Here is a 24,284-nt window from a genome sequence, read left to right as displayed (position 1 = left end):
ATAGGAATTGGCGGATATGGTATGAGTGCCATCGCCAGAGTTATGCTTGAGATGGGATACACCGTTACCGGATCGGATGTCGCTTCACAGGAGTTGACCGAGAAGTTGGCAGCCAAAGGAGCGAAAATATATATCGGACATACGGCGGAGCACGTCAACGGCGCAGACTTGGTTGTGTACTCAACGGCAGCTCCGGCAGACAATGTGGAACGGGTTGCGGCAGAGCAGCTCAATATCCCGATTTTGCACAGAGCTCAGATGCTTGCGCGTCTGTTGAACGAGCGTAAGGGAGTGGCTGTTGCTGGGGCGCACGGTAAAACAACAACCTCGTCCATGATTGCCCTTGTTATGGAAAAATGTGATACAGACCCAACGTATATTATCGGTGGGGAGATCATGAATGTGGGCACCAATGCGAAGGCTGGTCAAGGCGACTGGGTTGTTGCTGAAGCCGATGAAAGTGATGGTTCATTTTTGCAATATCATCCTTGGCTCGGTATTGTGACCAACATTGAAGCTGACCATTTAGAGAACTACAACAGCGACTTTGAGGAACTCAAAAAAGCGTATGTGCAGTTTCTGAGCCAGATTCGTCCAGAAGGCACGGCGATTGTATGTGCTGACGATGAGAATGTGCAAGCCATTCTTCCGGCATTGAAGTCACGTGTTACAACGTATGGTATTGATCAGGCTGCAGATTATACAGCAACAGATATCGTGCTTGGTGATCGCCGTATTTCATTCACGATGAATCATCAAGGTGCAGCGATGGGAACCGTCGAGCTGTCTGTGCCGGGTAAACATAACGTTTATAATGCTATGGCTACAGTTATTACTTGTCTGGAAGCAGGCATTCCATTCGAGCAAATTACAGCTGCGATTATTCAGTTTCATGGAGCCAAACGCAGATTCCAGGTGCTGGGTGAAGCACGTGACATGTTGATTATCGACGATTATGCCCATCATCCAACGGAGATTGAAGCGACCATTAGTGCAGCCAAAGCGACAGGGAAACGGATTATTGCCGTATTCCAACCGCAGCGTTACACACGGACGTTCTTCTTGCTGGATGCGTTCAGTCGTGCTTTTGCCGAAGCGGATGAAGTGCTGATTACAGACATTTATTCGCCTGCTGGTGAAAAAGAAATCGAAGGTGTTCATTCTGCGAAACTGGTAGAATTGATTGTTCAGAACAGCAATGCTTCTGCGCGATATCTTCCAACGAAGGAAGATGTTGTAGCTGATCTGCAGCACCGTTTACAACCAGGAGATCTTGTACTTACAATGGGTGCGGGGGATATTTGGAAGGTTGGCGACACGTTGGCCAAATCCTTAAAATAGCTCATTTGTACTCAGAGAACCGAAAATATATGTGTCATGCAAGCCGTCTGTCTTCTTCGTGAAGCAGGCGGTTTTTGCATTTAAGAGGTTCTAATCTGCCCGTTCAATGCATATAGCTGTAATACATGCTTGTTCAAAAAGACCGGTTTTCATGATCGTAAAGATGAGATGATCCTTTTTGAGCAACCTCTATTATGGAACAAAGGAGAGGGTTCGGGGTGAGTAATGCTAGAATGACGTTTCGTTTCGGGGATAAGGAGTCGGACAAGCCTGTAAACAAAGGACAGTCAGTGGTAGGGGAGCCTTTTGTGTTAAAAGAGGAGAGCCCACAGAATCAAGAGCCTTTGCATCTAGCAAAAACATCAGCATGGGAACCAGAAGATATCCCTGTAGATTGGGGTGAGACGGTTCTAACTAGTATGAGCCCATCCGAGCCCGATTCTGATTTTCGTGCCAATCCCAAAAGGGGACAAGATAACAAGCCTAATGCTACAGAGTCTCCTTATGCGTATTCAGAACCATTTGATTACCCGCATGAAGATGACCAAGCATCTACAAGGAATAACCCAGAATACACAGACCATGACTGGTTAGCAACCCATGATCAGTATTCATATAAGCGCAATCGTCCTCCAAGAGGTTGGAAAATGATTGGATCAGTGACGGGTGCTCTAGTCACCGGGGCACTCTTTGGAATAGTGATCCTGTCCTTTTTTAATAAAGATGGCACGGACTCCATTGTAAACATACCAGGTAATCAGACGGTGTCTACCGTTGCAGAACAAGAAATAGCTGCAGGGGCAGGAGAAGCGAATCGGGTGGCGATGACCGGAGGCAGTTATTATGCTCTGCAATATGGCGTCTTCAGTTCACCTGAACGTGCGGAACAAGCTAAGCTTGAGTTGGCTCAGGTAGGGATAGCTGCAGGTACTGATCCAGAGGATGGGAATCGGGTGTATGCAGGTATCTCTGCAGATCGTGAAGAAGCCAAATTGTTAAGCTCCAGATTGAAGGCTGAGGGTGTTGAATTGTATGTCAAAGAAATCACAGTGCCTGCCATTAATTTATCTGCATGGGGTAGATTAGAAAAGGACGTGGAGAATCTTTTTGCGAGTAGCTCCGCGCTGGTAGATCAGTTATCCACGCTCTCGATTAATCAACTTGGACAAACCACACCTCAGGCGGTTCCTGCTGAAACGATGAGTGTAGTGCAAAACCAGCATGAATCGTGGCTCAGCGGTATTAACAGCTTGGCTCAAGGGCTTAACCCTGAGGCGAGTACGATCGTTTCTAGCATGGAGAAGTCAATGAACAGTGCAATTACAGCGGTGACCGAATACAATAAAAATCCGGCTGATGTGCACATGTGGACGGTTCAGGCTAACTTGATGGAATATGTTTTGGAGCAGAAACAGTGGATTGAGATGATGAAACAATAATATTTCTTCGCATAACAATGACTTGGAATCCCTGTCCGGCAAGGAACTGGAAATAGTTCCCCTTGCCGGATTTGTGTTTGTATTGACGTACAAAACCCCGTATAATAATGTGGGTGTCAAAAAATGGCGAGGGAAGATAACCGATGAAAAAAAACTTCGGCATGTTAATATTGTTCCTATTGCTCGGCTGGTTAGCCGGAGCTTGGATCGCCAAGGCACTACAGCCCGTTAAGGCTGTAGCTTTTCTGACTAAAGCCACGACCATTCGTTGGTCGCCTCAGGCTGATCTAGATATTTTTAGTTATGACATTTCACTTCAATTTCAAATGAGCCTCCTAAGTCTGTTTGGCATTATTTTTGCCGTGTGGCTGTACCGCAGACTGTAGGAGAATGACGGATTATGACGAAAAAATAGACAAACGACATCAATTTTTGTGATACGAGCAGATGTCGCTGTAGCATAAGGAGCCATTTATTGTGGAAAATGTACAACAGCGCCCTATAATTCTTGCCTCCACTTCGCCGCGGCGCAAAGAGCTGATCGCTTCACTTCATTTAGCTTTCGAAGTAATACCAAGTCATGCAGATGAAGACACACCCTTAGAATGGACGCCTGAACAGACGGTTCAGGAACTGGCTATGCGTAAAGCGCTCGCAGTCTTTCGGGATCTTGACGGTCGCGGATCGGATGCGGTCATTGTAGGTAGTGATACCATTGTGGTTCTGGATGGCGAGATTTTAGGGAAGCCCGTAGATGAACAGGATGCTGAACGAATGTTGACCAAACTTCAGGGTCGCACACATCGTGTATTTACGGGGATAGCGTGTATTGATGCTGGTAATGGGCAATCTGTGGTTAATTACCGACAGACAGATGTGACCATGAAGGAATTGTCTGAAGCGACCATTCGTGGATATGTTCAGACAGGAGAACCGATGGACAAAGCAGGTTCATATGCTATTCAAGGTATTGGCGCTTCACTAGTAGACCGCATTGAAGGATGTTACTTTAATGTGGTAGGCTTGTCTTTACCTTTGCTAAGTGACATGTTAGATGGATTCGGAATCCATGTACTGCCAAGAGCATGAATCTTGAGGATTGACGATGTGAAAAGAGGGAACCTATGGAGTCGGCTCAGTATATGATGCGCGACATCCCCCAAGAAGAACGCCCGAGAGAACGCTTGATGGAATATGGGGCGGGCGCTTTAAGCCATGCAGAGTTACTGGCTATTTTACTTCGGACAGGTACGAAGAATGAATCTGCAGTGCATCTAGCACAGCGGATTATAACTGAAGCCGGTGGGATCCGTTCGTTGATGGATCAAAGCCTCGAAGAGCTGACAGCCATGAAGGGTATCGGTAAAGCGAAGGCTGTGCAATTAAAAGCGAGTATTGAGCTGGGACATCGCATTGCCAAGAGCAAGCTGACACAATCACCTTCCATCCGGACACCACGTGATGCAGCGGATATTCTAGTTGAACAAATGCGTTATTTGCAAAAGGAACATTTTGTATGCCTTTTTTTGAATAGCAAAAATCATATTATTGCCCAGGAAACACTCTCCATGGGTAGCCTTAATGCTTCGATTGTCCATCCACGTGAAGTATTTCGAGCTGCCATCAAATGTAGTAGCGCCTCTATTGTCTGTGCGCACAACCATCCTAGCGGTGATCCAACGCCAAGCCCGGAGGATATCCAAATCACCAAGAGACTGATTGAAGCCGGTAGCATCGTAGGTATAGACGTGCTAGATCACCTTATTATCGGAGATGGAACATACGTAAGTTTGAAGGAGAAGGGCTTAGTATAATATAATGGTTGGCGTTGATGTTTTCCTATGAATGATGACGGCGTTGTCCGTAGAAGATAGGTTCACTTTACTGATGCAACTAAACGATGGATACAACAAAAAAATGAATGCAAATATTAGCTCCGCTATTGCGGTATGAATGCAAATGAAACGCTCTAGCTCTCAAGCTGGAGCGGCTATATGAGGCAGAAAAGGAGATTACGTCATGTTTGGTGGTTTTACGAAAGATTTGGGGATTGATTTGGGGACAGCGAATACATTGGTTTATGTACGTGGAAAAGGAATTGTGGTGCGGGAACCTTCCGTAGTCGCTCTGCGCACAGATACTAAAAGCATTGAAGCCGTGGGTGAATCTGCTAAAAAAATGATTGGTCGTACACCGGGGAACATCCGTGCCATTCGTCCGATGAAAGACGGCGTTATCGCTGATTTTGATACAACGGCAACGATGATTAAATATTTCATTCGTCAGGCACAAAAACAACGTTCAATGTTTCAGCGTCATCCCAACGTAATGGTATGTGTACCTTCCGGCATTACAGCTGTTGAACAACGTGCTGTAGAAGATGCGACCAAACAAGCTGGAGCTCGTGAAGCATACACCATTGAAGAGCCTTTTGCTGCTGCAATTGGTGCTGACCTTCCTGTATGGGAACCGACGGGCAGTATGGTTGTAGATATTGGTGGCGGTACGACGGAAGTAGCGGTTATTTCTCTCGGCGGGATTGTAACAAGCCGTTCAGTACGTGTGGCAGGTGACGAGATGGATGAATCCGTTATTCAATACATTAAACGTCAATATAACCTGATGATTGGTGAGCGGACATCTGAACAATTGAAAATGGACATTGGATCAGCTATGCCGCTTGAGCAAGTGGAGACCATGGAAATTCGCGGTCGTGACCTGGTTACAGGTCTGCCAAAAACAATTACGATTACATCTGACGAAATCAGTGAAGCACTGGCAGATACGGTAAATGCGATCGTTGACGCAGTTAAAGTAACACTAGAGAAGTGTCCACCTGAGCTTGCAGCGGATATTATGGATCGTGGAATCGTTCTGACGGGCGGAGGCGCTTTGCTGCGTAACTTGGACAAGTTGCTTGCAGGCGAGACAGGTATGCCGGTTATTGTGGCGGAGAACCCGCTTGATTGCGTGGCAATCGGGACAGGAAAAGCTCTTGAGAACATCCATTTATTCAAAAGCAGAAGCAGTTCAGCAGTTCGTTCTAAACGATAATTGTATTCGAATTGTCTCTTGAGGTAGATCGATATCTTCAAGAGACAATAGCCAATGAAGAGGGTCGGTACAGCCGAAAGAGCTATTACCCGCTGCCCGGGGAGGCTTGTGAATATTCTCGACGGGACTATGATCTGACAGTCTCCCCACCGGGCATGGCTCGGAAGAGAATAATGGATGTTAGAGGGTGTTGGAACTGTTTAAGCTGCTGGGCAACAAAAGACTTTTTGTTTTGCTGGTGGGCCTTGTTACATTTATCGCGTTGATGGGCTTTACGCTCGGACCGCGAACCGCTCTATCCTGGCCGGAGAAATTCCTGAAGGATTCAGTCGGATTTGTACAATACGTATTTTACAAGCCCGCTTCTTATGTAGCGGGCTTTTTCAAAGATGTAGCGAACATGCGTGCGGTATATTCAGAGAATGAAGAACTCCGGATTGCATTGGGTCACTACACCCGAGATCGATTGAAGTATAATGATATGGAGCAAGTGAACAAGCAATTACAAGAAGCACTTAATTTTACAGACGAACAGAAGAACCGGTATAACTACGGGTCACGTATTGCACAAGTTATTAGTGCCAATTCTGATCCTAACAGTAGAACGATTAACATCGACATTGGAGAAAATGCAGGTATCCAGCCTGGGATGGCGGTAACTTCTCAGCAGGGGCTTGTTGGTGTAGTCAGTCATGTTAGCTCATACACTTCAACCGTTAATTTGTTGACTTCGATGGATGCAAATGATCCCAATTCGAATGCTATTGCGGCTACAGCCGTTGGCAAGGAGAAAGTGTTTGGTATGATCGAGAGTTATGATCCGAAGACAGGTATGCTGAAAATGACGAAGATCGCTGAAGATTCGAATATCAAAGAAGGCGACGAAATTATTTCTTCAGGTATTATTAATAACTTTCCGAAATACATGCGAATTGGTAAGGTCGAAAGTGTTGAGAAAAGTGAATTCGGTTTAACAAGCACGGCTACCATTGAGCCTTATGCCAGTTTTCTAGATTGGAAAGAGCTTATCGTAATCATTCCACCTGAGGTGAAGGAATAGTGGTTACGCGTAAGCAAGTCTTGATTCTGTTGTTGTTCGTGCTGTTCATTGCTGAGGGAACGATACTCCCCCTGCTGATTCCTGAGGCATGGCAGATGCGGATTTCTGCCAATCTGGTTTATATTGTGATTCTCTTTTTCGCTGTCTATCATCATCGACATACAGCGTTAGTGCTCGGTATACTGTTTGGGCTTCTCCATGATGTGGTATTCTATGGTGAAATGATCGGACCTTATGGCTTCTCCATGGGGCTGTCTGCTTATATGATCGGACTCATTTTTCAGGCTCCGCGTGCACCGCTGCCAATCATGGTTACGGTTGTCTTTTTAGGGAGTTTGCTCAATGACACGGTACTATTTTTCCTATACAAGCTTTTCCGTCTGAACCATGTGACATTTGATTGGGCGTTGTTTGAATATATGATTCCTAATTTATTTATTCATTTTGTGTTCACATTGATCATTTATGTTCCTTTGCGCAAGCAAATGGAGCAAATTACGAAGAGGCAGAAAAAGCCACAAGAAGCATCCTGAACCATTTGTGAGACCAGAAGCAGGAACTTGGGGGCTCCGGCACGAAATGTAATGAGATGGGAGGGACAGGCTTATGACGGTAAAATCGAATCACGTAACGATTAAAGGCATCCGAGACGGCTTGGTTTTCCTGTTGGACGATCAATGTGAATTCGAGGAATTGCTCTATGAGCTCCGCTATAAGCTGGAACACAGCCATCAAAATATTTTGACCGGGCCGATCGTTCATGTGGATATTAAGTTAGGCAGTCGTGAGGTCACGGAGAACCAGAAAGAATCGATTCTGGATATATTGAAGCAAAAAGGTAATTTACTCATTCGTTCCATTGATTCGCCAGCCCTTAAACCAGAGGTTAAAGGGCCACCGCCGATTATGACGATGTGTGGTATGGTGCGTTCAGGTCAGGTGCTTCATCATGATGGAAATCTCTTGTTTCTTGGAGATATCAATCCGGGCGGCACGGTGACGTGTACCGGGGATATATATATAATGGGTTCACTCAGAGGTATGGCTCATGCAGGCATCAGTGGGGACGAAACTGCGATCATAGCGGCATCGGTCTTTGCACCGACTCAGCTACGTATTGCAGATATTATCAGTCGTCCACCTGATGAATGGGAGAGTCGAGAGGCTGGGATGGAATTTGCTTATTTGCAGGACAATCAGATGCAGATCGACAAGATGAGCAATATCGTTCGGTTGCGCCGAGATTTTAATGTGTTTAAAGGAGTGTAGCTCATGGGAGAGGCAATCGTGATCACTTCGGGTAAGGGCGGCGTAGGTAAAACCACCACCTCAGCAAATATCGGGACTGCGCTGGCATTGCTCGGAAAAAAAGTTTGTCTAGTAGATACGGATATCGGTCTTCGAAATCTTGATGTCGTAATGGGACTCGAAAATCGGATCATTTATGATCTGTGTGATGTGGCAGATGGCCGCTGCCGTCTGAATCAAGCTTTAGTAAAAGATAAGCGTTTCGAAGAATTATATATGCTGCCTGCAGCACAAACGAGAGATAAGAACTCCGTATCACCAGAACAGGTGAAGGATATTATTTTGGAGCTAAAAAAAGATTTTGAGTACGTCATTATTGACTGTCCTGCAGGGATTGAGCAAGGATTCAAGAACGCAGTTGCAGGTGCAGACCAAGCAATCGTAGTAACTACACCTGAGAACGCTGCTGTGCGAGATGCAGATCGTGTGATCGGCTTGCTGGAGAGCTCACATATCCAATCTCCGAAGCTCGTTGTGAACCGTATCCGTAACAACATGGTGAAGTCGGGCGATATGCTAGATATTGACGGTATACTGCAGGTGCTTAACATTGATCTAATCGGGATTGTCCCTGATGATGAACTGGTTATCAAAGCGGCGAATTCCGGAGAGCCAACGGTTATGAATCCAGATTCGAATGCAGCGATTGCATATCGCAATATTGCCCGTCGTATTTTGGGAGACACCGTTCCGTTGATGCAGTTAGAGCAGAAAAAAGGCGCGTTCACACGCTTCAAAAAATTCTTTGGTATGGGTTAAATACGTCCCCATGATGAGATAGCTATTACATAAAGCCGGGCAATCAGCCCGGTTTTTTTTTGCGTTTTCTCGATTATAGAAGTCTATAGAAACTTTTATAGAAACGTCATCAGAACCTAATAAACGAAAGCAAGAAGCGTGCTGCAGTCGTCTTTTGCAATAACCTAGAGCTTGTTCATATTATCAGTGGGACCTTCATAGGATATAGTAAGAGAATTCTGGTTCTTATCTAAGTGAATATCTTAAACAAGCCTCGGCGGGAGGATATGTTATGAATGCCAAACTCAGAATCAAGCAGAGAAGAGAAGAGCGCATCCGGCGTTTGCTGAATGATGCAACGAGGGAGATTATTCAAGAGCGGGAAGTCAGTTCTAGCACAGATTCGAATGTATGGAGGAAACAGCCGACCGAGCCGGTTGCAGATCGTCAGAATGGGTTATTCAGTGCGAAGAATTGGGGAGCGGAGCAAGAGCGAGATCCGGAGACTTTATGGAAAAAAGAGAATGGATACTACGGATCAGATCATCCGGTTCGTTTTAATCTAGTGAAGTCGTTAGCACGTCGTACAGTCATTAGTGCTGTTATCTTTGGTGCGGTATGGGGATTGTTTCAGTTGAACAATGCATGGAGTGTCTCACCCAAAACAGTAATTACGGACGCACTTCATCGTGACATGGACTTTGCCTCCATGGCCGCCTGGTATAATCGGAACTTAGGTGGCCCACCCTCCTTTTTACCTGTGTTAGGACATACAACAGATGTTGTCAATGGATCAGGCATTCGTTCACTTATGGCAAAACCGATCTCGGGAACCATTGTTCAGCCTTTTGCCTTGAGCATGAAGGGTGTGGAAATCGTACCTGAAGCTGCTGGTGCAAGCCTTGTACAGGTAGCCAGCTCTGATGCTGGGCGTGTACTTCAGGTTTTGGGGGAAGCGGAAAGTGGCATAACGGTTGTGATTCAGCATACCGGCAATATGACTGCTATATATGGGCGATTACACGAGAGTGAAGTTGAAGTGAATGACTGGGTGGAGGCAGGGTCTCCAGTGGGGAGCCTAAAATCAAGCAATGATGGACAACCCGCCGCTACCTTATATTTTGCTGTTAAAGAGGGCGAGCAGTACGTAGATCCCGCAGAAGTGGTTGCCCTTGATTAGATTATGGGATGTACGTGTTTCCATGCACCCATTCTTTGTCATCATCATGTTGGCTTCGCTTGTAACCGGTCATTTTATTGAGCTTATCACATTGTTTGCAATTGTGTTCATCCATGAGTGTGGACATGCAGCAGCGGCAGCTCTTCTGGGTTGCCGTGTTGTATCTATTCAGATGCTCCCTTTTGGCGGGGTGGCGGTAATTGAGGATGGTGGCAAACTTACGGCTTGGCGAGAGATTGCGATTGCGCTGGCAGGGCCCTTGCAGAACATATTCATGGTGGGCGTAGTATTGTTATTGCAATACATGCAGGTTGGAGATCCAATCTTTTTGTCCTACATTATCCAAGGGAATTTGCTTATTGCCTTATTCAACCTGCTGCCGATCTTGCCACTGGATGGTGGTAAAATTGTACAGGCACTTGTCAGTCTGATTGCTCCTTATTATACAACCCTCATGTGGACGTACAGAATAAGTATTCTCGTCAGTATAGGGGTTATTGTGTACGCTGTGGTGCGCTGGATTGCTGGCGATTACGGACTCCCATTAAATATTCTCTTAGTGGGGCTGTTTCTGTTCTACTCTAACGTTACAGATTATCGTAATATTCCTTATCGATTTATCCGCTTCTTAATGAATAGAGAAGGGGCTTTTGTCCATCATGCAGCTATGGGCAGTTTGGCGCAGCCGATAATCTCATTTCCGGCGAAACCTTTGGACACCATTCTGCGTCTATTAAAGAGAGAGAGATACCATATGGTATATGTGATGAATCAACAGGGGCGAATTTTAGCTGTGTTGCCTGAGCAACGGATTATCAGTTCCTATTTCAAACAAAATGCTGATAAGTCATAAGTTGCTGGTGAACCTGCCCTTCATTGGGGTAATACATGTACATATGGGTATTGCAATGATATAGAAATGGATGTGGATGATGTGAATTGTCTTCTAGAGGTGAAGCCATGAAACAAATGATTGTACATAACGAACATAACCTCATGCAAATGGCGCTTCTGGAAGAAGGCAAAGCTGTGGAGTTTACAGCAGAGCGTACACGAGAGCGAGGGCTGCTAGGCTCCTTTTTCAAAGGGCGTGTAGTCAACGTATTACCGGGTATGCAGGCTGCTTTTGTGGATATTGGTCAGAGAAAAAATGCTTTCCTATACGTTGATGACGTGTTGCATCCTCACTTGGAGAAACAGCCTAAAGTGAAGCCTTCGATCTCAGAATTGCTTCGTCCGGGTCAGGATGTGATTGTTCAGGTTCTGAAGGAACCCGTAGGAAGTAAAGGAGCCCGGGTGACGACTCATTATTCACTGCCGGGTCGATGGCTTGTCTATATGCCGATGGCAGATTATATAGCCGTGTCTAAGAAGATCGCCCGCGAAGGGGATCGTTCACGCCTCAAAGCGCTTGGTGATCAGCTCAAGAGGGATGAAGAAGGGCTTATTATCCGCACCGTATCTGCAGAGGAACAGCGTGAGGCGATTGAATCTGACCTTGAAACATTGCGTGAGCAGTGGCGTTTGATTCGTGAAAAAGCGAACAGTTTGCCTTCTCCAAGCTTGCTTCATCGGGATCAAAGTATGGTACAGCGGATCATCAGGGATGTATACACGCCAGGTAGTGATGTGGTGATTACGGATAGCGAGGAGCAAGCTCGTGAAGTGACAACTCTGCTTGAGGAGATCAGTCCAGGACACCAGCCACAAGTACAGGTGCACCGGGGGCCAGAACCGATATTTGCCGCTTATGGGGTGCAAGAGCAATTGAACAAGGATTTTGCTCGTAAGGTGTGGTTACCCGGAGGTGGGTACATTGTTATAGAGCATACAGAAGCGCTTACGGTGGTTGATGTGAACACAGGCAAATACACTGGAGCAGGTGGAGATAGTCTTGAGGAGACTGTGACGGAAACGAACATGCAGGCGGCGATTGAGATTGCGCGTCTCATGCGGTTAAGAGATATCGGTGGCATGATTATCGTAGATTTCATTGATATGACGGAAGCCTCGAATCGTCAAGAAGTATCCGCAGCACTGGAGAGTGAGCTCAAGAAGGATCGCACCAAAGCGTTTGTAATGGGCTGGACCAAATTGGGACTGTTGGAACTAACGCGTAAAAAGGTGCGTGAAGAGAGCACTCTACCTTATGTGGAGCTATGTTCATCCTGTCATGGGACGGGGAAAAGATATATTTCACCTTTGCATTGATTTTTAATATATTGCGTGATATAATCAGCAGGTATGTGTTTAGCCTATTTGGTCTTGCACATGCTGTAACCGCACTGGCCGGGTACAAGAATGGTTCCGCAAGGAGCTGTCACCTGAGACCGGGCGAGTCTGAGACATGAGGAGGTGCAAGGCAAATGTACGCAATTATTGAAACAGGTGGTAAACAGTACAAAGTCCAAGAGGGCGATGTTCTGTTCATCGAGAAATTGACTGCGAACGATGGCGAAAGCGTAACGTTCGACCGTGTCCTGGCTGTATCTAACGATAAAGGTTTGACAGCAGGTACACCATTGGTTTCCGGAGCTACTGTAACGGCTAAAGTGGAGAAACATGGCAAAGGTCAAAAGGTTGTTGTATACAAATACAAACCGAAAAAGAACTACCATGTGAAGCAAGGTCACCGTCAACCGTACACTAAAGTAACTATCGAAAAAATCAAAGCGTAAGGTAGGTGCGATAAGTGATTATCGTTCAAATCTTTCGTAATGAGGATGAGAGCATCGAACGCTTTTCAATCCAAGGGCATGCTAATTTTGCCAAGCGGGGAGAAGATATCGTATGTGCCGGGGTATCTGCTGTTACAGTAGGTACAGTTAACTCGATTGAGGCATTGACTGGTATCGAGATGGATACCAAAATGAAGAATGGCTTTTTAAGTGGTTCTTTACCTTTGCTTCCAAAAGATGAAACTTTTTCTCAGGTACAATTGTTACTCGAATCCATGGTAGTTATGCTCACTAATATTGCAGAGTCATACGGTAAGTATATTAAGATAGAGCAATCCAAATAATTTAAGAAGGAGGAAAACCAATCATGTTGAAATTAAATCTTCAGTTGTTCGCATCGAAAAAAGGTGTAGGTTCCACGAAGAACGGACGTGACAGTAATGCACAACGCCTTGGCGTTAAGCGTGCTGACGGCCAAAAAGTAACTGGTGGTAGCATTCTCGTTCGCCAACGCGGAACGAAAATTCACCCAGGTACTAACGTGGGTATCGGTAAAGATGACACTTTGTTTGCGAAAGTTGACGGCGTTGTGAAATTCGAACGTTGGGGACGCGATCGTAAAAAAGTAAGCATCTATCCTGTAGACGTTGCTCCAGTAGCAGCTACAGTAGAAGCATAATATCGGCATTCCGCCTAAGGAGCCTTCGGCATTTTTGCCGGAGGCTTTTTGTATTTTAAGAGTAATCGCTAATGAACTGACAGAGAAGACATGTTATACTTTGATACGGTGGGGTTAAACTAGCCGAGTTAGTGTAGAACGGGGAGAAGCCATGAAATCTTGGAAAAGAGTGCCGTGGATTGCGGCATGTTCACTTCTGATTCCTTTGGTTTTCGTTATGCTGTATCCATCAGTCATTTCAGGTATTGTGTGTGCGTTATGGTCCGTTGCAGTGCTGGTGGTTTCGCTCTATCTGATGAACAGACAAGCGGAGGCAGAACGCAGAACAATTGTACAATCTATGGAAAAAACAGCAATCGCATCATTAAATCATCATCGGCATGACTGGATGAACGATCTTCAGGTATTGTATGGATATCTTCGACTAGGCAAACTTGATAAATCAGTGCAATGTGTGGAAAGAATAAAGGAACGGGTTACTGAGGAAAGCCGAATTTCAAAATTAGGTATTCCTTCACTCGTGTTTTACCTGCAGTCTTTCCGAGCTAGTGGAGTTGCATTGGAATTGCATGTTGAAGTTGAGGAAGAGTTGCAGCTTAATGCTCTGGTTTCTCCCGAGGATGGCGAGTCACTAACGGGGGCGATTGCGGATGCAATTCGAGCCTATCAATTTGGCGGCGGCCGGTCGTCTTGGGGAGAGGTTCGCAAACTGACCTTGAGCTTCGGACAGGATCATGGAGATGTGGTTGTCCGATTGGATGGGGATCAAACACCCGATCCAGAAACGGTACGGCATCTTGAGGCCGTACTTAAAGGGAAAAAAGTCAGAACGGAGCAACTTCCGTCTGAGGATACGTTTATACAATTCCGAATGCCGTGTGGAATATAGGAAGAAGGGGTTAACCAATGTTTGTAGATAAAGCGAAGATTTATGTGAAAGCCGGAGACGGGGGGGACGGAATTATTTCGTTCCGTCGTGAGAAATATGTACCAAACGGCGGACCTGCCGGGGGTGATGGGGGCAGAGGAGCGGACATCATTTTCCGCGTAGATGAAGGTTTGCGGACGTTGATGGATTTCCGTTACCAGCGACACTTCAAGGCTCCACGTGGTGAAAAAGGCCGTAACAAAAGTCAACACGGTGCCAATGCGGAGAATATGATTGTTCGTATTCCGCCGGGAACAGTCATTGTTGATGAGGACAGCGGCGAAGTATTGGCCGATCTGACACGTCACGGTCAGCAGGTTGTTGTTGCCAAAGGTGGTCGAGGTGGCCGGGGTAACATTCGTTTTGCCACACCAAATAATCCTGCACCTGAACTTGCCGAGAACGGTGAAGAAGGCCAAGAACGTTACATCGTCCTTGAACTTAAAGTAATGGCAGATGTAGGACTTGTGGGTTTCCCAAGTGTCGGCAAATCGACATTGCTATCTGTCGTTTCAGCAGCTAAACCAAAGATCGGTGCATATCACTTTACAACAATAACACCTAATCTGGGTGTGGTTGGTGTGAGCGAAGGTCGTAGTTTTGTCATGGCAGATTTGCCAGGACTCATTGAAGGTGCGCATGAAGGGATCGGACTCGGACATGAGTTCTTACGCCATGTTGAGCGTACCCGTATCATTGTGCATGTGGTTGACATGTCTGGTTCAGAAGGACGCGATCCTTTTGAAGACTGGCAAAAAATCAATGATGAATTGAAACAGTACAATCCTGCATTGGCTGAGAGACCACAGATTGTGGCAGCAAACAAAATGGATATGCCGGAATCTGCAGAGAATCTAGAAAAGTTCTTGCAACAGGTTCGTGAGATTCATCCGGATATCGAAGTTATGCCAATTTCGTCGCTTACTCGCCAAGGGATTCAAGAGCTGTTGTACCGTGCGGCTGATTTGTTGGATCAGATCCCGGATGAACCGATTGTTGAAGAAGTAGCGGATATTTCGGAACGTAAAGTGTTTAGTTTGGACAAAAAAGAGGATGAAGGCTTCCGCATTGTACGTGAGAATGATACCTTCATTGTTGAAAGTGCCAAAATTGAACGCATGATGAAACGTATGCAGCTGAACTCACATGAGGCAATTCTCAAACTTGCGCGTACATTGCGTTATATGGGTGTGGATGATGAGTTGCGTAAACGTGGTGCAGAAGAGGGTACGATTGTACGGATTGGCGACTTTGAATTTGAATTCGTCGAGAGCAGCAGTTACTACTAAGCGTCATTCACGTTGGATCGATGCATAATGTGGTTAAATAATTGCACAGAGCAGTGGGATAACAACCCGCAGTTCTGTGCTTTTTTGTTTTTATATAAATGAAATCAGACATTTACATGAGAACGACGAAGGACAGAGAAAACAGTGTAGATAGGTTTTAGTTCAATCGATATAACATAAACGTGGGATAAGCTGTATACTGTGAAGAACATATTTTTAAAAAATAGACATGTAATGTATTGCCCTTTTGCGCTACATCCTATATAATGTCCACTATATGAATACATGAGTCTTTGAGGAGAGGACGTTCTGTGAACGAACGCTATTACTTGGTACGTGAAGACATTTTGCCTGAAGCTGTCGTGAAGACGATGCAAGTGAAAGAGCTTCTTGCTGCGGGCGATGTCAAAACGGTGCATGAAGCCGTAGAGCAGGTTGGATTAAGCCGCAGTGCTTTTTATAAATATAAGGACGGCATTCATTTGATCAATCAATTGGAGCGAGAACGAATCGTTACCATTTCCATTGATCTGGAGCATCAGTCTGGAATATTGTCTCGTGTGTTAGGACATGTGGCTGGTTATGGTGCTAACGTTCTTACAATTAATCAGAGTATTCCTCTTCAAGGAAGAGCGAACGTTGTTATTTCAGTAGAAATATCGCATCTTCACGGAGAGATTGGAGACATGTTGGAGCAAATGCAGGAAATGCCTGGTGTTCGTCGCACCCGAATTGTAGGGCAAGGTTAACGAGACGTTATTTTCATAACGTTCAATATAGGTCGAACAAGTTGTTCAGATGTACAACAGTACAGAGGTGACAGCAAGAAGAGATATAGGGGGTATGTCGTTAGTGAAACCAGTAAAAGTAGGATTGTTGGGTTTGGGAACTGTAGGTACAGGGGTCGTTCGCATCGTAGAGGGGAACCAGGAGGATCTGAGCAGTCAGGTCGGCTCTCCCATTGTTATTGAGAAGATTGCTGTAAAGAATACAGAGAAAGATCGCGTTATTGCCGTTGATCGTGCAAAGCTTACAGAAGACCCTTGGGAAGTTATTCGACACCCCGATATCGATGTAATCGTCGAAGTTATGGGTGGGATTGATCAGACGAAAGCGTACATTCTGGAAGCGCTGGAACGCGGCAAACATATTGTAACAGCTAACAAAGATTTGATGGCTCTGCATGGGTCTGAGATATTGGCGAAGGCACAGGAGAAACAATGTGACGTATTTTATGAAGCCAGTGTAGCTGGTGGGATTCCCATCATTCGTACTCTAATTGAGGGATTCTCGTCGGATCGAATAACCCGAATTATGGGTATTGTTAACGGCACAACGAACTATATTTTGACCAAAATGAGTCAGGAAGGCGCCTCATATGAGGAGGTCTTGTCAGAGGCTCAGGCACTTGGTTACGCAGAGACTGACCCTACCTCAGATGTAGAGGGACTTGATGCCGCTCGTAAAATGGCGATATTGAGCACATTAGGTTTTCGTACCAATGTTGAGCTGCAGGATGTAACAGTCCGCGGTATATCATCCGTGACTCGTGAAGATATTACGTATGCTAGAAGACTTGGATATGAAATGAAGCTACTCGGTATTGCTGACCGTCAAGATGACGAGATCACGATTAGTGTTCAGCCTACGATGGTTAGACAGAATCATCCGATTGCCTCCGTTAATGGGGTATTCAATGCCGTTTATGTTCATGGTGAAGCGGTAGGCGAGACGATGTTCTATGGTGCAGGAGCAGGAGAGCTTCCAACAGCAACGTCTGTAGTAGCTGACATCGTGGCTGTCATCAAAAACTTAAAACTTGGCGTAAATGGTCTCAAAGCGATCGTGCCTTATAAACCTAAACGGCTTCAAAGCGACGAACAGATTTTGTCGAAAAACTTCATCTTGTTGCATGTAGACGATAAGGCAGGGGTACTCGCGCAAATCACGCAAATTTTTGCAGAGTATGAGGTAAGTCTGGCGTCGGTTGTTCAACAACCTAATGAGACTAACCCTGATGCCGAGATTATTATTGTTACCCATAACGCAAGCAAGGCTAGCATGGACAAGGTGCTTAGGCACTTTGAATCACTTAACGTTATTCGCCGAATTAAGAGTGTATACCGAGTTGAAGGCTAACATTCAGTATTGAATCACAATACATGTAATGATCTATCAATAATGAATCTATATAGAACCCAATGTGGAACTTTAAACGACAAAGGAGCTTACTTACAATGAGATATCAAGGACTACTGCAAACTTACAAAGAATACCTTCCGGTTAATGAAAATACACCTATGCTTACGCTGCAAGAAGGAAATACACCTCTGGTTCATGCAGAAAATCTGTCCAAAGAACTTGGCTTGAACTTATATTTCAAATATGAAGGCTTGAACCCAAGTGGTTCGTTCAAAGACCGTGGTATGGTTATGGCTGTAGCAAAAGCAATGGAAGAAGGAAGCCGCACGATCATGTGTGCTTCAACAGGTAATACGTCTGCTGCTGCTGCTGCCTATGCGGCTCGCGGTGGTTTGAATTGTATCGTGTTGATTCCGAATAACAACATCGCTCTGGGTAAGCTTGCTCAAGCTATGATCTACGGTGCTAAAGTTATTGCGATTAATGGTAACTTTGACCGTGCCTTGGAGATTGTTCGTGAGATCACAGCCAAACATCCTATCACACTTGTAAACTCTGTCAATCCGTTCCGTATTGAAGGACAAAAGACAGCTGCATTTGAAGTGGTAGATCAATTGGGTCAAGCTCCAGACGTATTGGCAATTCCAGTAGGTAATGCGGGGAATATCTCTGCATACTGGAAAGGCTTCAAAGAGTACAAAGAGGCAGGTAAATCGAATTCCTTGCCACGTATGGTTGGTTTTGAGGCTGAGGGTGCTATGGCTATCGTTAAAGGTGAACCGATCCTGGAACCTGAAACTGTAGCTACAGCGATTCGAATTGGTAATCCAGCAAGCTGGAAAACAGCGGTTGCTGCAGCTGAAGAGTCCGGTGGACAGATCAACTACGTAACCGATGAAGAAATTTTGACAGCATACCGCACCATTGCGGCTCGTGAAGGTATCTTTGCTGAACCTGCATCTGCTGCTTCGGTCGCAGGAGTATATAAATTGAAACAAGAAGGATACTTTAAAGGTGGAGAGACTGTTGTTTGTGTATTGACAGGTCACGGCTTGAAAGATCCAAATATCGCAATCAAAACAGTAGCAACGGAACCACTTGTCGTGGAAGATACTGAAGAAGCGGTTATGGCGGCGATTGCGCAACTGGAGCAACAATCCGTATGAGCCTGAAACAAAAAGTTACAGTCAAAGTACCTGCAAGTACAGCAAATTTAGGCCCAGGGTTTGATACCCTGGGTATGGCTTTATCTTTGTATGCCTGGCTTGAAATGAAACCTGCTGAGCAGACGACCTTTCATCTACATGGAGAGCATCTAACTGGTTTACCTACGGATAAATCTAACCTGATATACGAGGTTGCACAGATGGTATTCAATGAAGCAGGAGTCTCCGTTCCCGAATTGGAGATTTCCATGCTGTCCAATATTCCACTTACACGTGGTTTAGGGAGTAGTGCATCCGCTATTGTTGGTGCTCTAGCCGCAGCTAATGCGTTAATTGGTTCACCTTTATCGGACGCGAAGCTCTTGGACATGGCTACTTCGCTGGAGAAACATCCAGACAATGTAGGTGCTTCCTTGTATGGCGGGATTATCGCAGCGGCCTGGGATGGAGATCATGTAGATCATATTCGTATTGAGCCGGCTCAGGATTTAGAAGCGTTAGTGATTGTCCCAGACTTTCAACTATCCACAACCAAAGCGAGAGGTATCATTCCACAGCAATTCGGAATGTCTGATATTGTGCACAATATCAGCAGGTCTTCTCTTTTGGTTGCTGCACTGTCGAGTGGGCGTTTAGATATGATTCATAAAGCGATGTCCGATCGTTTGCATCAACCTTACAGAGCTTCGTTAGTTCCAGGGATGGCAGAGATTTTGGAGTATGCGGTAGATCATGGGGCGCTAGGTGCTGCATTAAGTGGTGCTGGTCCAACCGTCATAACCTTTGTAGATCGCCATAGTCAACGAAAAAATGAACTTGAGCAATATTTAATCGATACCATGGGGCGCGAAGGCATCACGGCGACAGCGATGTGGCTTGATCCGGATCTCGATGGTGTTACGGTGTTGCCTGATCAAGACGACACACCTTTTTTGCACAGAGTTAAAGGGGACGTTAATGCATGAAACGAATTGCAGTATTGCCAGAAGGTTCAGTCTCCCATGAAGCAGTCGATTTCCTGTTTAATGGTGAACCGTTAGAATTGCTTCACTCCAAACTCATTTCAGATGTTTTCCGTGCGACAGATAGCGGGAATTCTCAATATAGCGTCATTCCAATCGAGAATACGATTGAAGGCTCGGTTAGTCTACATATGGACTGGCTCGTTAATGAAGTGGATATTGCGATGCAAGCTGAATGGGTATACCCGTCAATTCAGAATGTTATCGGACATGGCTCGGAGTTCAGGAATGATGAGGGTGGATATGATTTTGGGAAAATCACCAAGCTCATGTCTCATCCGGTAGCCATCCCGCAGTGCCAGAACTTCATTCGTACACATTCCCCTGATGCGGATCTAGAGGGTGTGAACAGCACAGCCGAGGCGGTGGAGCTGGTTAAGAAGAACCCAGGTAAAGGCTGGGCTGCGATTGGTACAAGATTGGCTGCTCAGAAGCATGGCCTGGATATTATGGCTGAGCGAGTTACTGATCATGACAATAACTACACTCGTTTTGTTTTGATTGGTCATGAGCCTGTTCAGATTCCGCGTGAACCGGATCATGTAAAGACGAGTCTATTGGTTACATTACCTGAGGATGCACCGGGTGCTCTTCATCAGGTGTTGTCCGCGTTTGCTTGGCGTAAGCTGAATCTGACCAGGCTCGAATCGCGTCCAACGAAGAAGCGGCTCGGCAGTTATTATTTTTATATTGATGTAAAAGAAGCTGTTGACTCTGTGTTGCTGACGGCAGCGATGGCAGAGATCGAGGCTTTGAATTGCCAAGTGCGTGTCCTTGGAAGCTATCCTTGTTTTACGTATCCCTCTTTGAAAACAACCTAATCATAGGCCGGATTTATAGAGGTTGGGACTAATAATGGGGTAAATCTCACACGTGAATGCTTGTCAATTGTTGTACAATAAGTGAATCTGATGATATTTTTCGTGAGTGAAGGATAGGACATTTAACGGAGGTGCAGTCATCCATGTCAGAACAGTGGATTTATTTGGACGGTCAATTTGTGACGAAGGAGAACGCAACTGTTTCGGTATACGATCATGGTTTTTTGTATGGAGATGGGATTTTCGAAGGTATCCGGATATATAACGGAAACATTTTTAGATGCAAGGCGCATTTGGATCGATTGTATGATTCAGCAAAATCCATTAATCTAAACATCCCTCTCTCTTATGAAGAAATGTTAGACGTAATGGCTGAAACAGTACGTCGTAACGATATGCGCAATGGTTATATTCGTTTAATTGTTTCGCGGGGTCCTGGTAACTTGGGATTAGATCCACTGCGTTGTCCAAAAGCCTCTGTGATTATTATTGTGGAGCAATTGGCCATCTATCCGGAGGAAGCCTATCTTACTGGTCTGAAAGCTGTGTCTGTCTCCCAACGTCGTAACATTCCGGACGCACTTAATCCTAAAATTAAATCGTTGAACTATCTTAATAACGTACTTGTCAAAATCCAGTCCAACTATGCAGGTGCAGGCGAAGCGATCATGTTGAACTCTCAAGGTTATGTTACTGAAGGTTCTAGCGATAACATTTTTATTATCAAGAATGGGGTTGTCTACACACCGCCTTGTTACCTTGGTGCCTTGGAAGGAATTACGCGTCAGGCAATTATTGATCTATGTGGTGAGCTGAACATCGAGTTGAAAGAGATTCCGTTTACCCTACATGATGTGTACATCGCGGACGAGGTCTTCTTCACAGGTACGGCTGCAGAAGTCATCGCTGCGTATGAGGTTGATGGAAGAACGATCGGTTCAGGGGTTGCAGGCCCGATAACATTAAAACTTCTTGAAGCGTTCCGACAAATTGTGGACAAAGACGGGTACAAAGTTTGGGAAGCCTAAACAACGAATATAACTGAATTTAGAACGTGAAATCCTTCTGATCTATCAGGGATCGTCATACCCCAAAGTATGCGGTTTTTGAAGAGAGAAGGATTTTTTTTGTTTAGGTGATGTCATTAGCCTAATTTCTGCATAGGATGTAGTAACGGTATGGGCGAATGCACTGCCCAAGTATCACGTCTAGGAGGTTAGTTCCCAGTGAAAATACACATGGTGAAAAAAGGCGACACATTGTATCTGCTGTCCCAAAAATATAATGTGGCGCTCGACAAAATTATTGCGGCTAATCCGCAAATCAGTGATCCCGATAAGTTGGATATTGGGATGAAAGTGAAAATTCCTGCTGCACCTGTGACACCCAAACCCGAGGGAGTATTACACAGTCATAAAGTTCAGCAAGGAGATTCGTTGTGGAAGTTGTCGCAGGCATGGGGAGTCCCGCTGAAGGATATGATCAATGCCAATCCACAACTGAAAAACCCAAATGCTCTTCTGGTGGGGGAAACAGTACACATTCCTTCCATGCAAGGTCAGAGCAACGCAGGAACAGAGATCGGTGCGAGTAATGTTGCAGCTCATGAAAAGCTCTCTCCTGAGGGAAAAGAACATACAGGTGTAAAAGAGGAGCCGGTAAAACCGGAAGCTCCAGTGCCATCATCCCCACCACCTACACCGGTGGTACCTGAACCAATCAAAGAGCAGCCTGCTCCAACGCCTAAGCCGGCTAAACCCGTGCCACCTAATGTAATGCCTGAACTGGAAGTGTTACCTCAGTTACCTGAAATTCCAGATGTTAAGCCAACGAAGGAGCCGGAGAAAAAAGAAAACCTTGCGCCAACGGCACAAGTGAAGCCTCTCCCAGAAGCTCCAAAGTATACAATGCCGAATCTGTCACCTGAAATTATGCCTTTGCCAGCTATACCGAATACAAAAGCTCCAGTTGAAGTGTCACCTGCGACCAAATCTCCATGTGGTTGTGGAAGTAAACTTCACCATGCACCAGCAGAATACCCATATACCCAGGTTCCTGTGCCTGCACAAGAGGTGTATACTGCGGAACAAGCAACGTATATTGCTGGGTATAGTAACAATGCTGGGTTCCCAGGGATAACGGATATAAGTCCATATGAGGTGCAACACTTATCATCCAATAATGAACCGGATTTTAATCATAACAATACAATGCCAAATTCCGCTCCAATGGTGGCAAATAATGCATATCCGCAAGCGCCTTCTGCTCAAGTGAATAGCCCGTTCCCATCTTTCGCCGCGGAGCATTCCATGAATCAGCCACCATTTATCTCTCCTTATTCTGTACTTCCATATCCGCCATGTGGATGCGGAGGACATACACATGCACCGAATTATGGTCACGTAGCTCCAGGGTACAATGATCCTGCTTGGGGAATGTATAGTCCATATGGGGGGCATCCCAATATGGCTCCATCTGTAGTTCCGTATCAACCTGTTGAGTACGCATATCAAAATCCGTATCCATCGCAAAATTTGGTGCCGCCATCCCCGCTAGGCGCTTTTGGTGAACTATATCCATCCCAAGAGCACACTGGGGGTAAGAAAGGCAGTCGTGAGGAAGCTAATCTTAGTCAGTCCAACTTCGAAGGTGACGACAATTACAATAATAGTGGCAAAGCGAAACAATCGGCTGGGAAAAGTGGGGTAGCGAAACGAAGAACTGCCAAGCCAGCAGGCAAAAGAACTTCTAAAGTATCGGTATCTTCCAAAGAAGCTGAAGCTCGTAAAACGCAAACAAACAAACGCAGCTCAGCAAAAAGCCGCCGTAATCCCTGGATACAGCAATAAGGGTAGGAAGCAATTAATGAGATAAGTGTTGGATTTAGTTCAAATAAAGAGAGTCAACCGTTACGGTTTGGCTCTCTTAGACTATGTCGTTGATAATCGTTTTGAGAGAGCATGTATTATAGAAGCTTAGAGAAGGATAAAAAAACATTAGCGTGCATCTAACTATATTAGAGTGCACGCTTAAATAAATTGAAGAAAAATGTAAATCAATTGGAAAGTTCGCTGCAGCTATGATAGAATAATGACTACGTGATAACGATGCGGTTTTTAGAAGTTAATGAGGTGTTCAGGAGACTGAATCTACTAAATTAATTAATTATAAAAAAACTGTTGCATTGGATTCACCGATATGATATATTATTTAAGTCGCCGCTGAAACACAGCGCTGATGAAGAAAAAAAGTTTGATCTTTGAAAACTGAACAACGAGTGAGTAACGGTCTTGCTTGCAAGATCGACGCTGAGAAATCGTACACGTCTTCGGACTGGATGGTTTTGAAGCACAAATGAGATTTTTAATCTCGTCAGTTTCAAAATGAGCTAATCGCTCTTTTCAATACTTTATTGGAGAGTTTGATCCTGGCTCAGGAC

25 protein-coding genes are annotated in these 24,284 nt (G+C 45.3%); all 25 read left to right on the top strand.

The window, feature by feature from the left end; all coding sequences use genetic code 11:
- Positions 1 to 21: 21 nt before the first annotated feature.
- The 25 genes from murC to ASD24_RS17010 all read left to right on the top strand — a co-directional run bounded on the left by murC (position 22) and on the right by ASD24_RS17010 (position 23,694).
- Entirely contained in the window at positions 22 to 1,341 is a 1,320-nt protein-coding gene (gene murC, locus ASD24_RS17130) for a UDP-N-acetylmuramate--L-alanine ligase (protein WP_056697987.1), read from the top strand.
- Positions 1,342 to 1,559: 218 nt separating this feature from the next.
- Positions 1,560 to 2,780, top strand: coding sequence for an SPOR domain-containing protein (locus ASD24_RS17125; protein ID WP_056697984.1), 1,221 nt, complete (start codon positions 1,560 to 1,562; stop codon positions 2,778 to 2,780).
- Between the two features lie 143 nt (positions 2,781 to 2,923).
- The gene (locus tag ASD24_RS17120; protein ID WP_056697981.1) at positions 2,924 to 3,166 is read left to right on the top strand and encodes a DUF4321 domain-containing protein; all 243 of its coding nucleotides are present in this window, start codon (positions 2,924 to 2,926) and stop codon (positions 3,164 to 3,166) included.
- A 91-nt stretch (positions 3,167 to 3,257) separates the two neighbouring features.
- Positions 3,258 to 3,869 (top strand): Maf family protein, encoded by a 612-nt coding sequence (locus ASD24_RS17115; protein ID WP_056697979.1) that lies wholly within the window; start codon positions 3,258 to 3,260, stop codon positions 3,867 to 3,869.
- Between the two features lie 35 nt (positions 3,870 to 3,904).
- Entirely contained in the window at positions 3,905 to 4,594 is a 690-nt protein-coding gene (gene radC / locus ASD24_RS17110) for a RadC family protein (RefSeq protein WP_056697976.1), read from the top strand.
- Positions 4,595 to 4,799: 205 nt separating this feature from the next.
- On the top strand, positions 4,800 to 5,834 hold the full coding sequence (locus tag ASD24_RS17105; RefSeq protein ID WP_056697973.1) for a rod shape-determining protein: 1,035 nt from the start codon (positions 4,800 to 4,802) through the stop codon (positions 5,832 to 5,834).
- Positions 5,835 to 6,021: 187 nt separating this feature from the next.
- A complete protein-coding gene (gene mreC / locus ASD24_RS17100; protein ID WP_056697970.1) occupies positions 6,022 to 6,894 on the top strand; it encodes a rod shape-determining protein MreC in 873 nt (290 codons plus the stop codon).
- A complete protein-coding gene (mreD, locus tag ASD24_RS17095; RefSeq protein ID WP_056697967.1) occupies positions 6,894 to 7,427 on the top strand; it encodes a rod shape-determining protein MreD in 534 nt (177 codons plus the stop codon). The genes mreC and mreD overlap by 1 nt, the downstream gene beginning before the upstream one ends.
- Positions 7,428 to 7,500: 73 nt before the next feature.
- Positions 7,501 to 8,163: a septum site-determining protein MinC gene (gene minC, locus ASD24_RS17090; RefSeq protein WP_056697963.1), complete on the top strand. Its 663-nt coding sequence runs from the start codon at positions 7,501 to 7,503 to the stop codon at positions 8,161 to 8,163.
- Between the two features lie 3 nt (positions 8,164 to 8,166).
- Positions 8,167 to 8,961: a septum site-determining protein MinD gene (gene minD, locus ASD24_RS17085; RefSeq protein WP_056697960.1), complete on the top strand. Its 795-nt coding sequence runs from the start codon at positions 8,167 to 8,169 to the stop codon at positions 8,959 to 8,961.
- A gap of 271 nt (positions 8,962 to 9,232) precedes the next feature.
- Positions 9,233 to 10,120 (top strand): peptidoglycan DD-metalloendopeptidase family protein, encoded by an 888-nt coding sequence (locus ASD24_RS17080; protein ID WP_056697958.1) that lies wholly within the window; start codon positions 9,233 to 9,235, stop codon positions 10,118 to 10,120.
- A complete protein-coding gene (locus tag ASD24_RS17075; RefSeq protein ID WP_056697954.1) occupies positions 10,113 to 10,973 on the top strand; it encodes a M50 family metallopeptidase in 861 nt (286 codons plus the stop codon). Before ASD24_RS17080 ends, ASD24_RS17075 begins: the two co-directional genes overlap by 8 nt.
- 107 nt (positions 10,974 to 11,080) lie before the next feature.
- Positions 11,081 to 12,331: an Rne/Rng family ribonuclease gene (locus tag ASD24_RS17070; RefSeq protein ID WP_056697950.1), complete on the top strand. Its 1,251-nt coding sequence runs from the start codon at positions 11,081 to 11,083 to the stop codon at positions 12,329 to 12,331.
- Between the two features lie 155 nt (positions 12,332 to 12,486).
- Positions 12,487 to 12,798 (top strand): 50S ribosomal protein L21, encoded by a 312-nt coding sequence (rplU, locus tag ASD24_RS17065; RefSeq protein WP_056697947.1) that lies wholly within the window; start codon positions 12,487 to 12,489, stop codon positions 12,796 to 12,798.
- Positions 12,799 to 12,812: 14 nt separating this feature from the next.
- Entirely contained in the window at positions 12,813 to 13,142 is a 330-nt protein-coding gene (locus tag ASD24_RS17060; protein WP_056697945.1) for a ribosomal-processing cysteine protease Prp, read from the top strand.
- 23 nt (positions 13,143 to 13,165) lie between these two features.
- Positions 13,166 to 13,477, top strand: a complete 312-nt coding sequence (rpmA, locus tag ASD24_RS17055; RefSeq protein WP_056697942.1) for a 50S ribosomal protein L27 — start codon at positions 13,166 to 13,168, stop codon at positions 13,475 to 13,477.
- Positions 13,478 to 13,628: 151 nt separating this feature from the next.
- Entirely contained in the window at positions 13,629 to 14,366 is a 738-nt protein-coding gene (locus tag ASD24_RS17050; protein ID WP_056697940.1) for a Spo0B domain-containing protein, read from the top strand.
- 17 nt (positions 14,367 to 14,383) lie between these two features.
- Entirely contained in the window at positions 14,384 to 15,694 is a 1,311-nt protein-coding gene (gene obgE, locus ASD24_RS17045; RefSeq protein WP_056697937.1) for a GTPase ObgE, read from the top strand.
- Positions 15,695 to 16,005: 311 nt separating this feature from the next.
- The gene (locus tag ASD24_RS17040) at positions 16,006 to 16,443 is read left to right on the top strand and encodes an ACT domain-containing protein (RefSeq protein WP_056697934.1); all 438 of its coding nucleotides are present in this window, start codon (positions 16,006 to 16,008) and stop codon (positions 16,441 to 16,443) included.
- 103 nt (positions 16,444 to 16,546) lie between these two features.
- A complete protein-coding gene (locus ASD24_RS17035) occupies positions 16,547 to 17,833 on the top strand; it encodes a homoserine dehydrogenase (RefSeq protein ID WP_056697928.1) in 1,287 nt (428 codons plus the stop codon).
- Positions 17,834 to 17,931: 98 nt separating this feature from the next.
- Positions 17,932 to 19,002 (top strand): threonine synthase, encoded by a 1,071-nt coding sequence (thrC, locus tag ASD24_RS17030; protein ID WP_056697925.1) that lies wholly within the window; start codon positions 17,932 to 17,934, stop codon positions 19,000 to 19,002.
- Positions 18,999 to 19,967, top strand: coding sequence for a homoserine kinase (gene thrB / locus ASD24_RS17025; protein ID WP_056697923.1), 969 nt, complete (start codon positions 18,999 to 19,001; stop codon positions 19,965 to 19,967). Before thrC ends, thrB begins: the two co-directional genes overlap by 4 nt.
- Complete coding sequence (pheA, locus tag ASD24_RS17020; protein WP_056697921.1) at positions 19,964 to 20,845, top strand: prephenate dehydratase; 882 nt, start codon at positions 19,964 to 19,966, stop codon at positions 20,843 to 20,845. Before thrB ends, pheA begins: the two co-directional genes overlap by 4 nt.
- 143 nt (positions 20,846 to 20,988) lie before the next feature.
- Positions 20,989 to 21,873: a branched-chain-amino-acid transaminase gene (gene ilvE, locus ASD24_RS17015; protein WP_056697918.1), complete on the top strand. Its 885-nt coding sequence runs from the start codon at positions 20,989 to 20,991 to the stop codon at positions 21,871 to 21,873.
- A gap of 198 nt (positions 21,874 to 22,071) precedes the next feature.
- Positions 22,072 to 23,694: a LysM peptidoglycan-binding domain-containing protein gene (locus ASD24_RS17010; protein WP_056697915.1), complete on the top strand. Its 1,623-nt coding sequence runs from the start codon at positions 22,072 to 22,074 to the stop codon at positions 23,692 to 23,694.
- Positions 23,695 to 24,284 lie beyond the last annotated feature (590 nt).

The sequence above is a fragment of the Paenibacillus sp. Root52 genome (assembly GCF_001426865.1).
Taxonomy (GTDB): domain Bacteria; phylum Bacillota; class Bacilli; order Paenibacillales; family Paenibacillaceae; genus Paenibacillus.
This window is presented reverse-complemented; position numbering and strand designations above follow the sequence as displayed.

Bases quoted from the DNA above. Each gene is read 5' to 3' on its own strand.
- minD (WP_056697960.1), top strand. From the start codon at position 8,167: ATGGGAGAGGCAATCGTGATCACTTCGGGTAAGGGCGGCGTAGGTAAA.
- thrB (WP_056697923.1), top strand. From the start codon at position 18,999: ATGAGCCTGAAACAAAAAGTTACAGTCAAAGTACCTGCAAGTACAGCA.
- minC (WP_056697963.1), top strand. From the start codon at position 7,501: ATGACGGTAAAATCGAATCACGTAACGATTAAAGGCATCCGAGACGGC.
- obgE (WP_056697937.1), top strand. From the start codon at position 14,384: ATGTTTGTAGATAAAGCGAAGATTTATGTGAAAGCCGGAGACGGGGGG.
- radC (WP_056697976.1), top strand. From the start codon at position 3,905: ATGGAGTCGGCTCAGTATATGATGCGCGACATCCCCCAAGAAGAACGC.
- pheA (WP_056697921.1), top strand. From the start codon at position 19,964: ATGAAACGAATTGCAGTATTGCCAGAAGGTTCAGTCTCCCATGAAGCA.
- rplU (WP_056697947.1), top strand. From the start codon at position 12,487: ATGTACGCAATTATTGAAACAGGTGGTAAACAGTACAAAGTCCAAGAG.
- ASD24_RS17070 (WP_056697950.1), top strand. From the start codon at position 11,081: ATGAAACAAATGATTGTACATAACGAACATAACCTCATGCAAATGGCG.
- ASD24_RS17080 (WP_056697958.1), top strand. From the start codon at position 9,233: ATGAATGCCAAACTCAGAATCAAGCAGAGAAGAGAAGAGCGCATCCGG.
- murC (WP_056697987.1), top strand. From the start codon at position 22: ATGAGTGCCATCGCCAGAGTTATGCTTGAGATGGGATACACCGTTACC.
- ASD24_RS17120 (WP_056697981.1), top strand. From the start codon at position 2,924: ATGAAAAAAAACTTCGGCATGTTAATATTGTTCCTATTGCTCGGCTGG.
- ASD24_RS17105 (WP_056697973.1), top strand. From the start codon at position 4,800: ATGTTTGGTGGTTTTACGAAAGATTTGGGGATTGATTTGGGGACAGCG.
- ASD24_RS17050 (WP_056697940.1), top strand. From the start codon at position 13,629: ATGAAATCTTGGAAAAGAGTGCCGTGGATTGCGGCATGTTCACTTCTG.
- ilvE (WP_056697918.1), top strand. From the start codon at position 20,989: ATGTCAGAACAGTGGATTTATTTGGACGGTCAATTTGTGACGAAGGAG.
- thrC (WP_056697925.1), top strand. From the start codon at position 17,932: ATGAGATATCAAGGACTACTGCAAACTTACAAAGAATACCTTCCGGTT.
- rpmA (WP_056697942.1), top strand. From the start codon at position 13,166: ATGTTGAAATTAAATCTTCAGTTGTTCGCATCGAAAAAAGGTGTAGGT.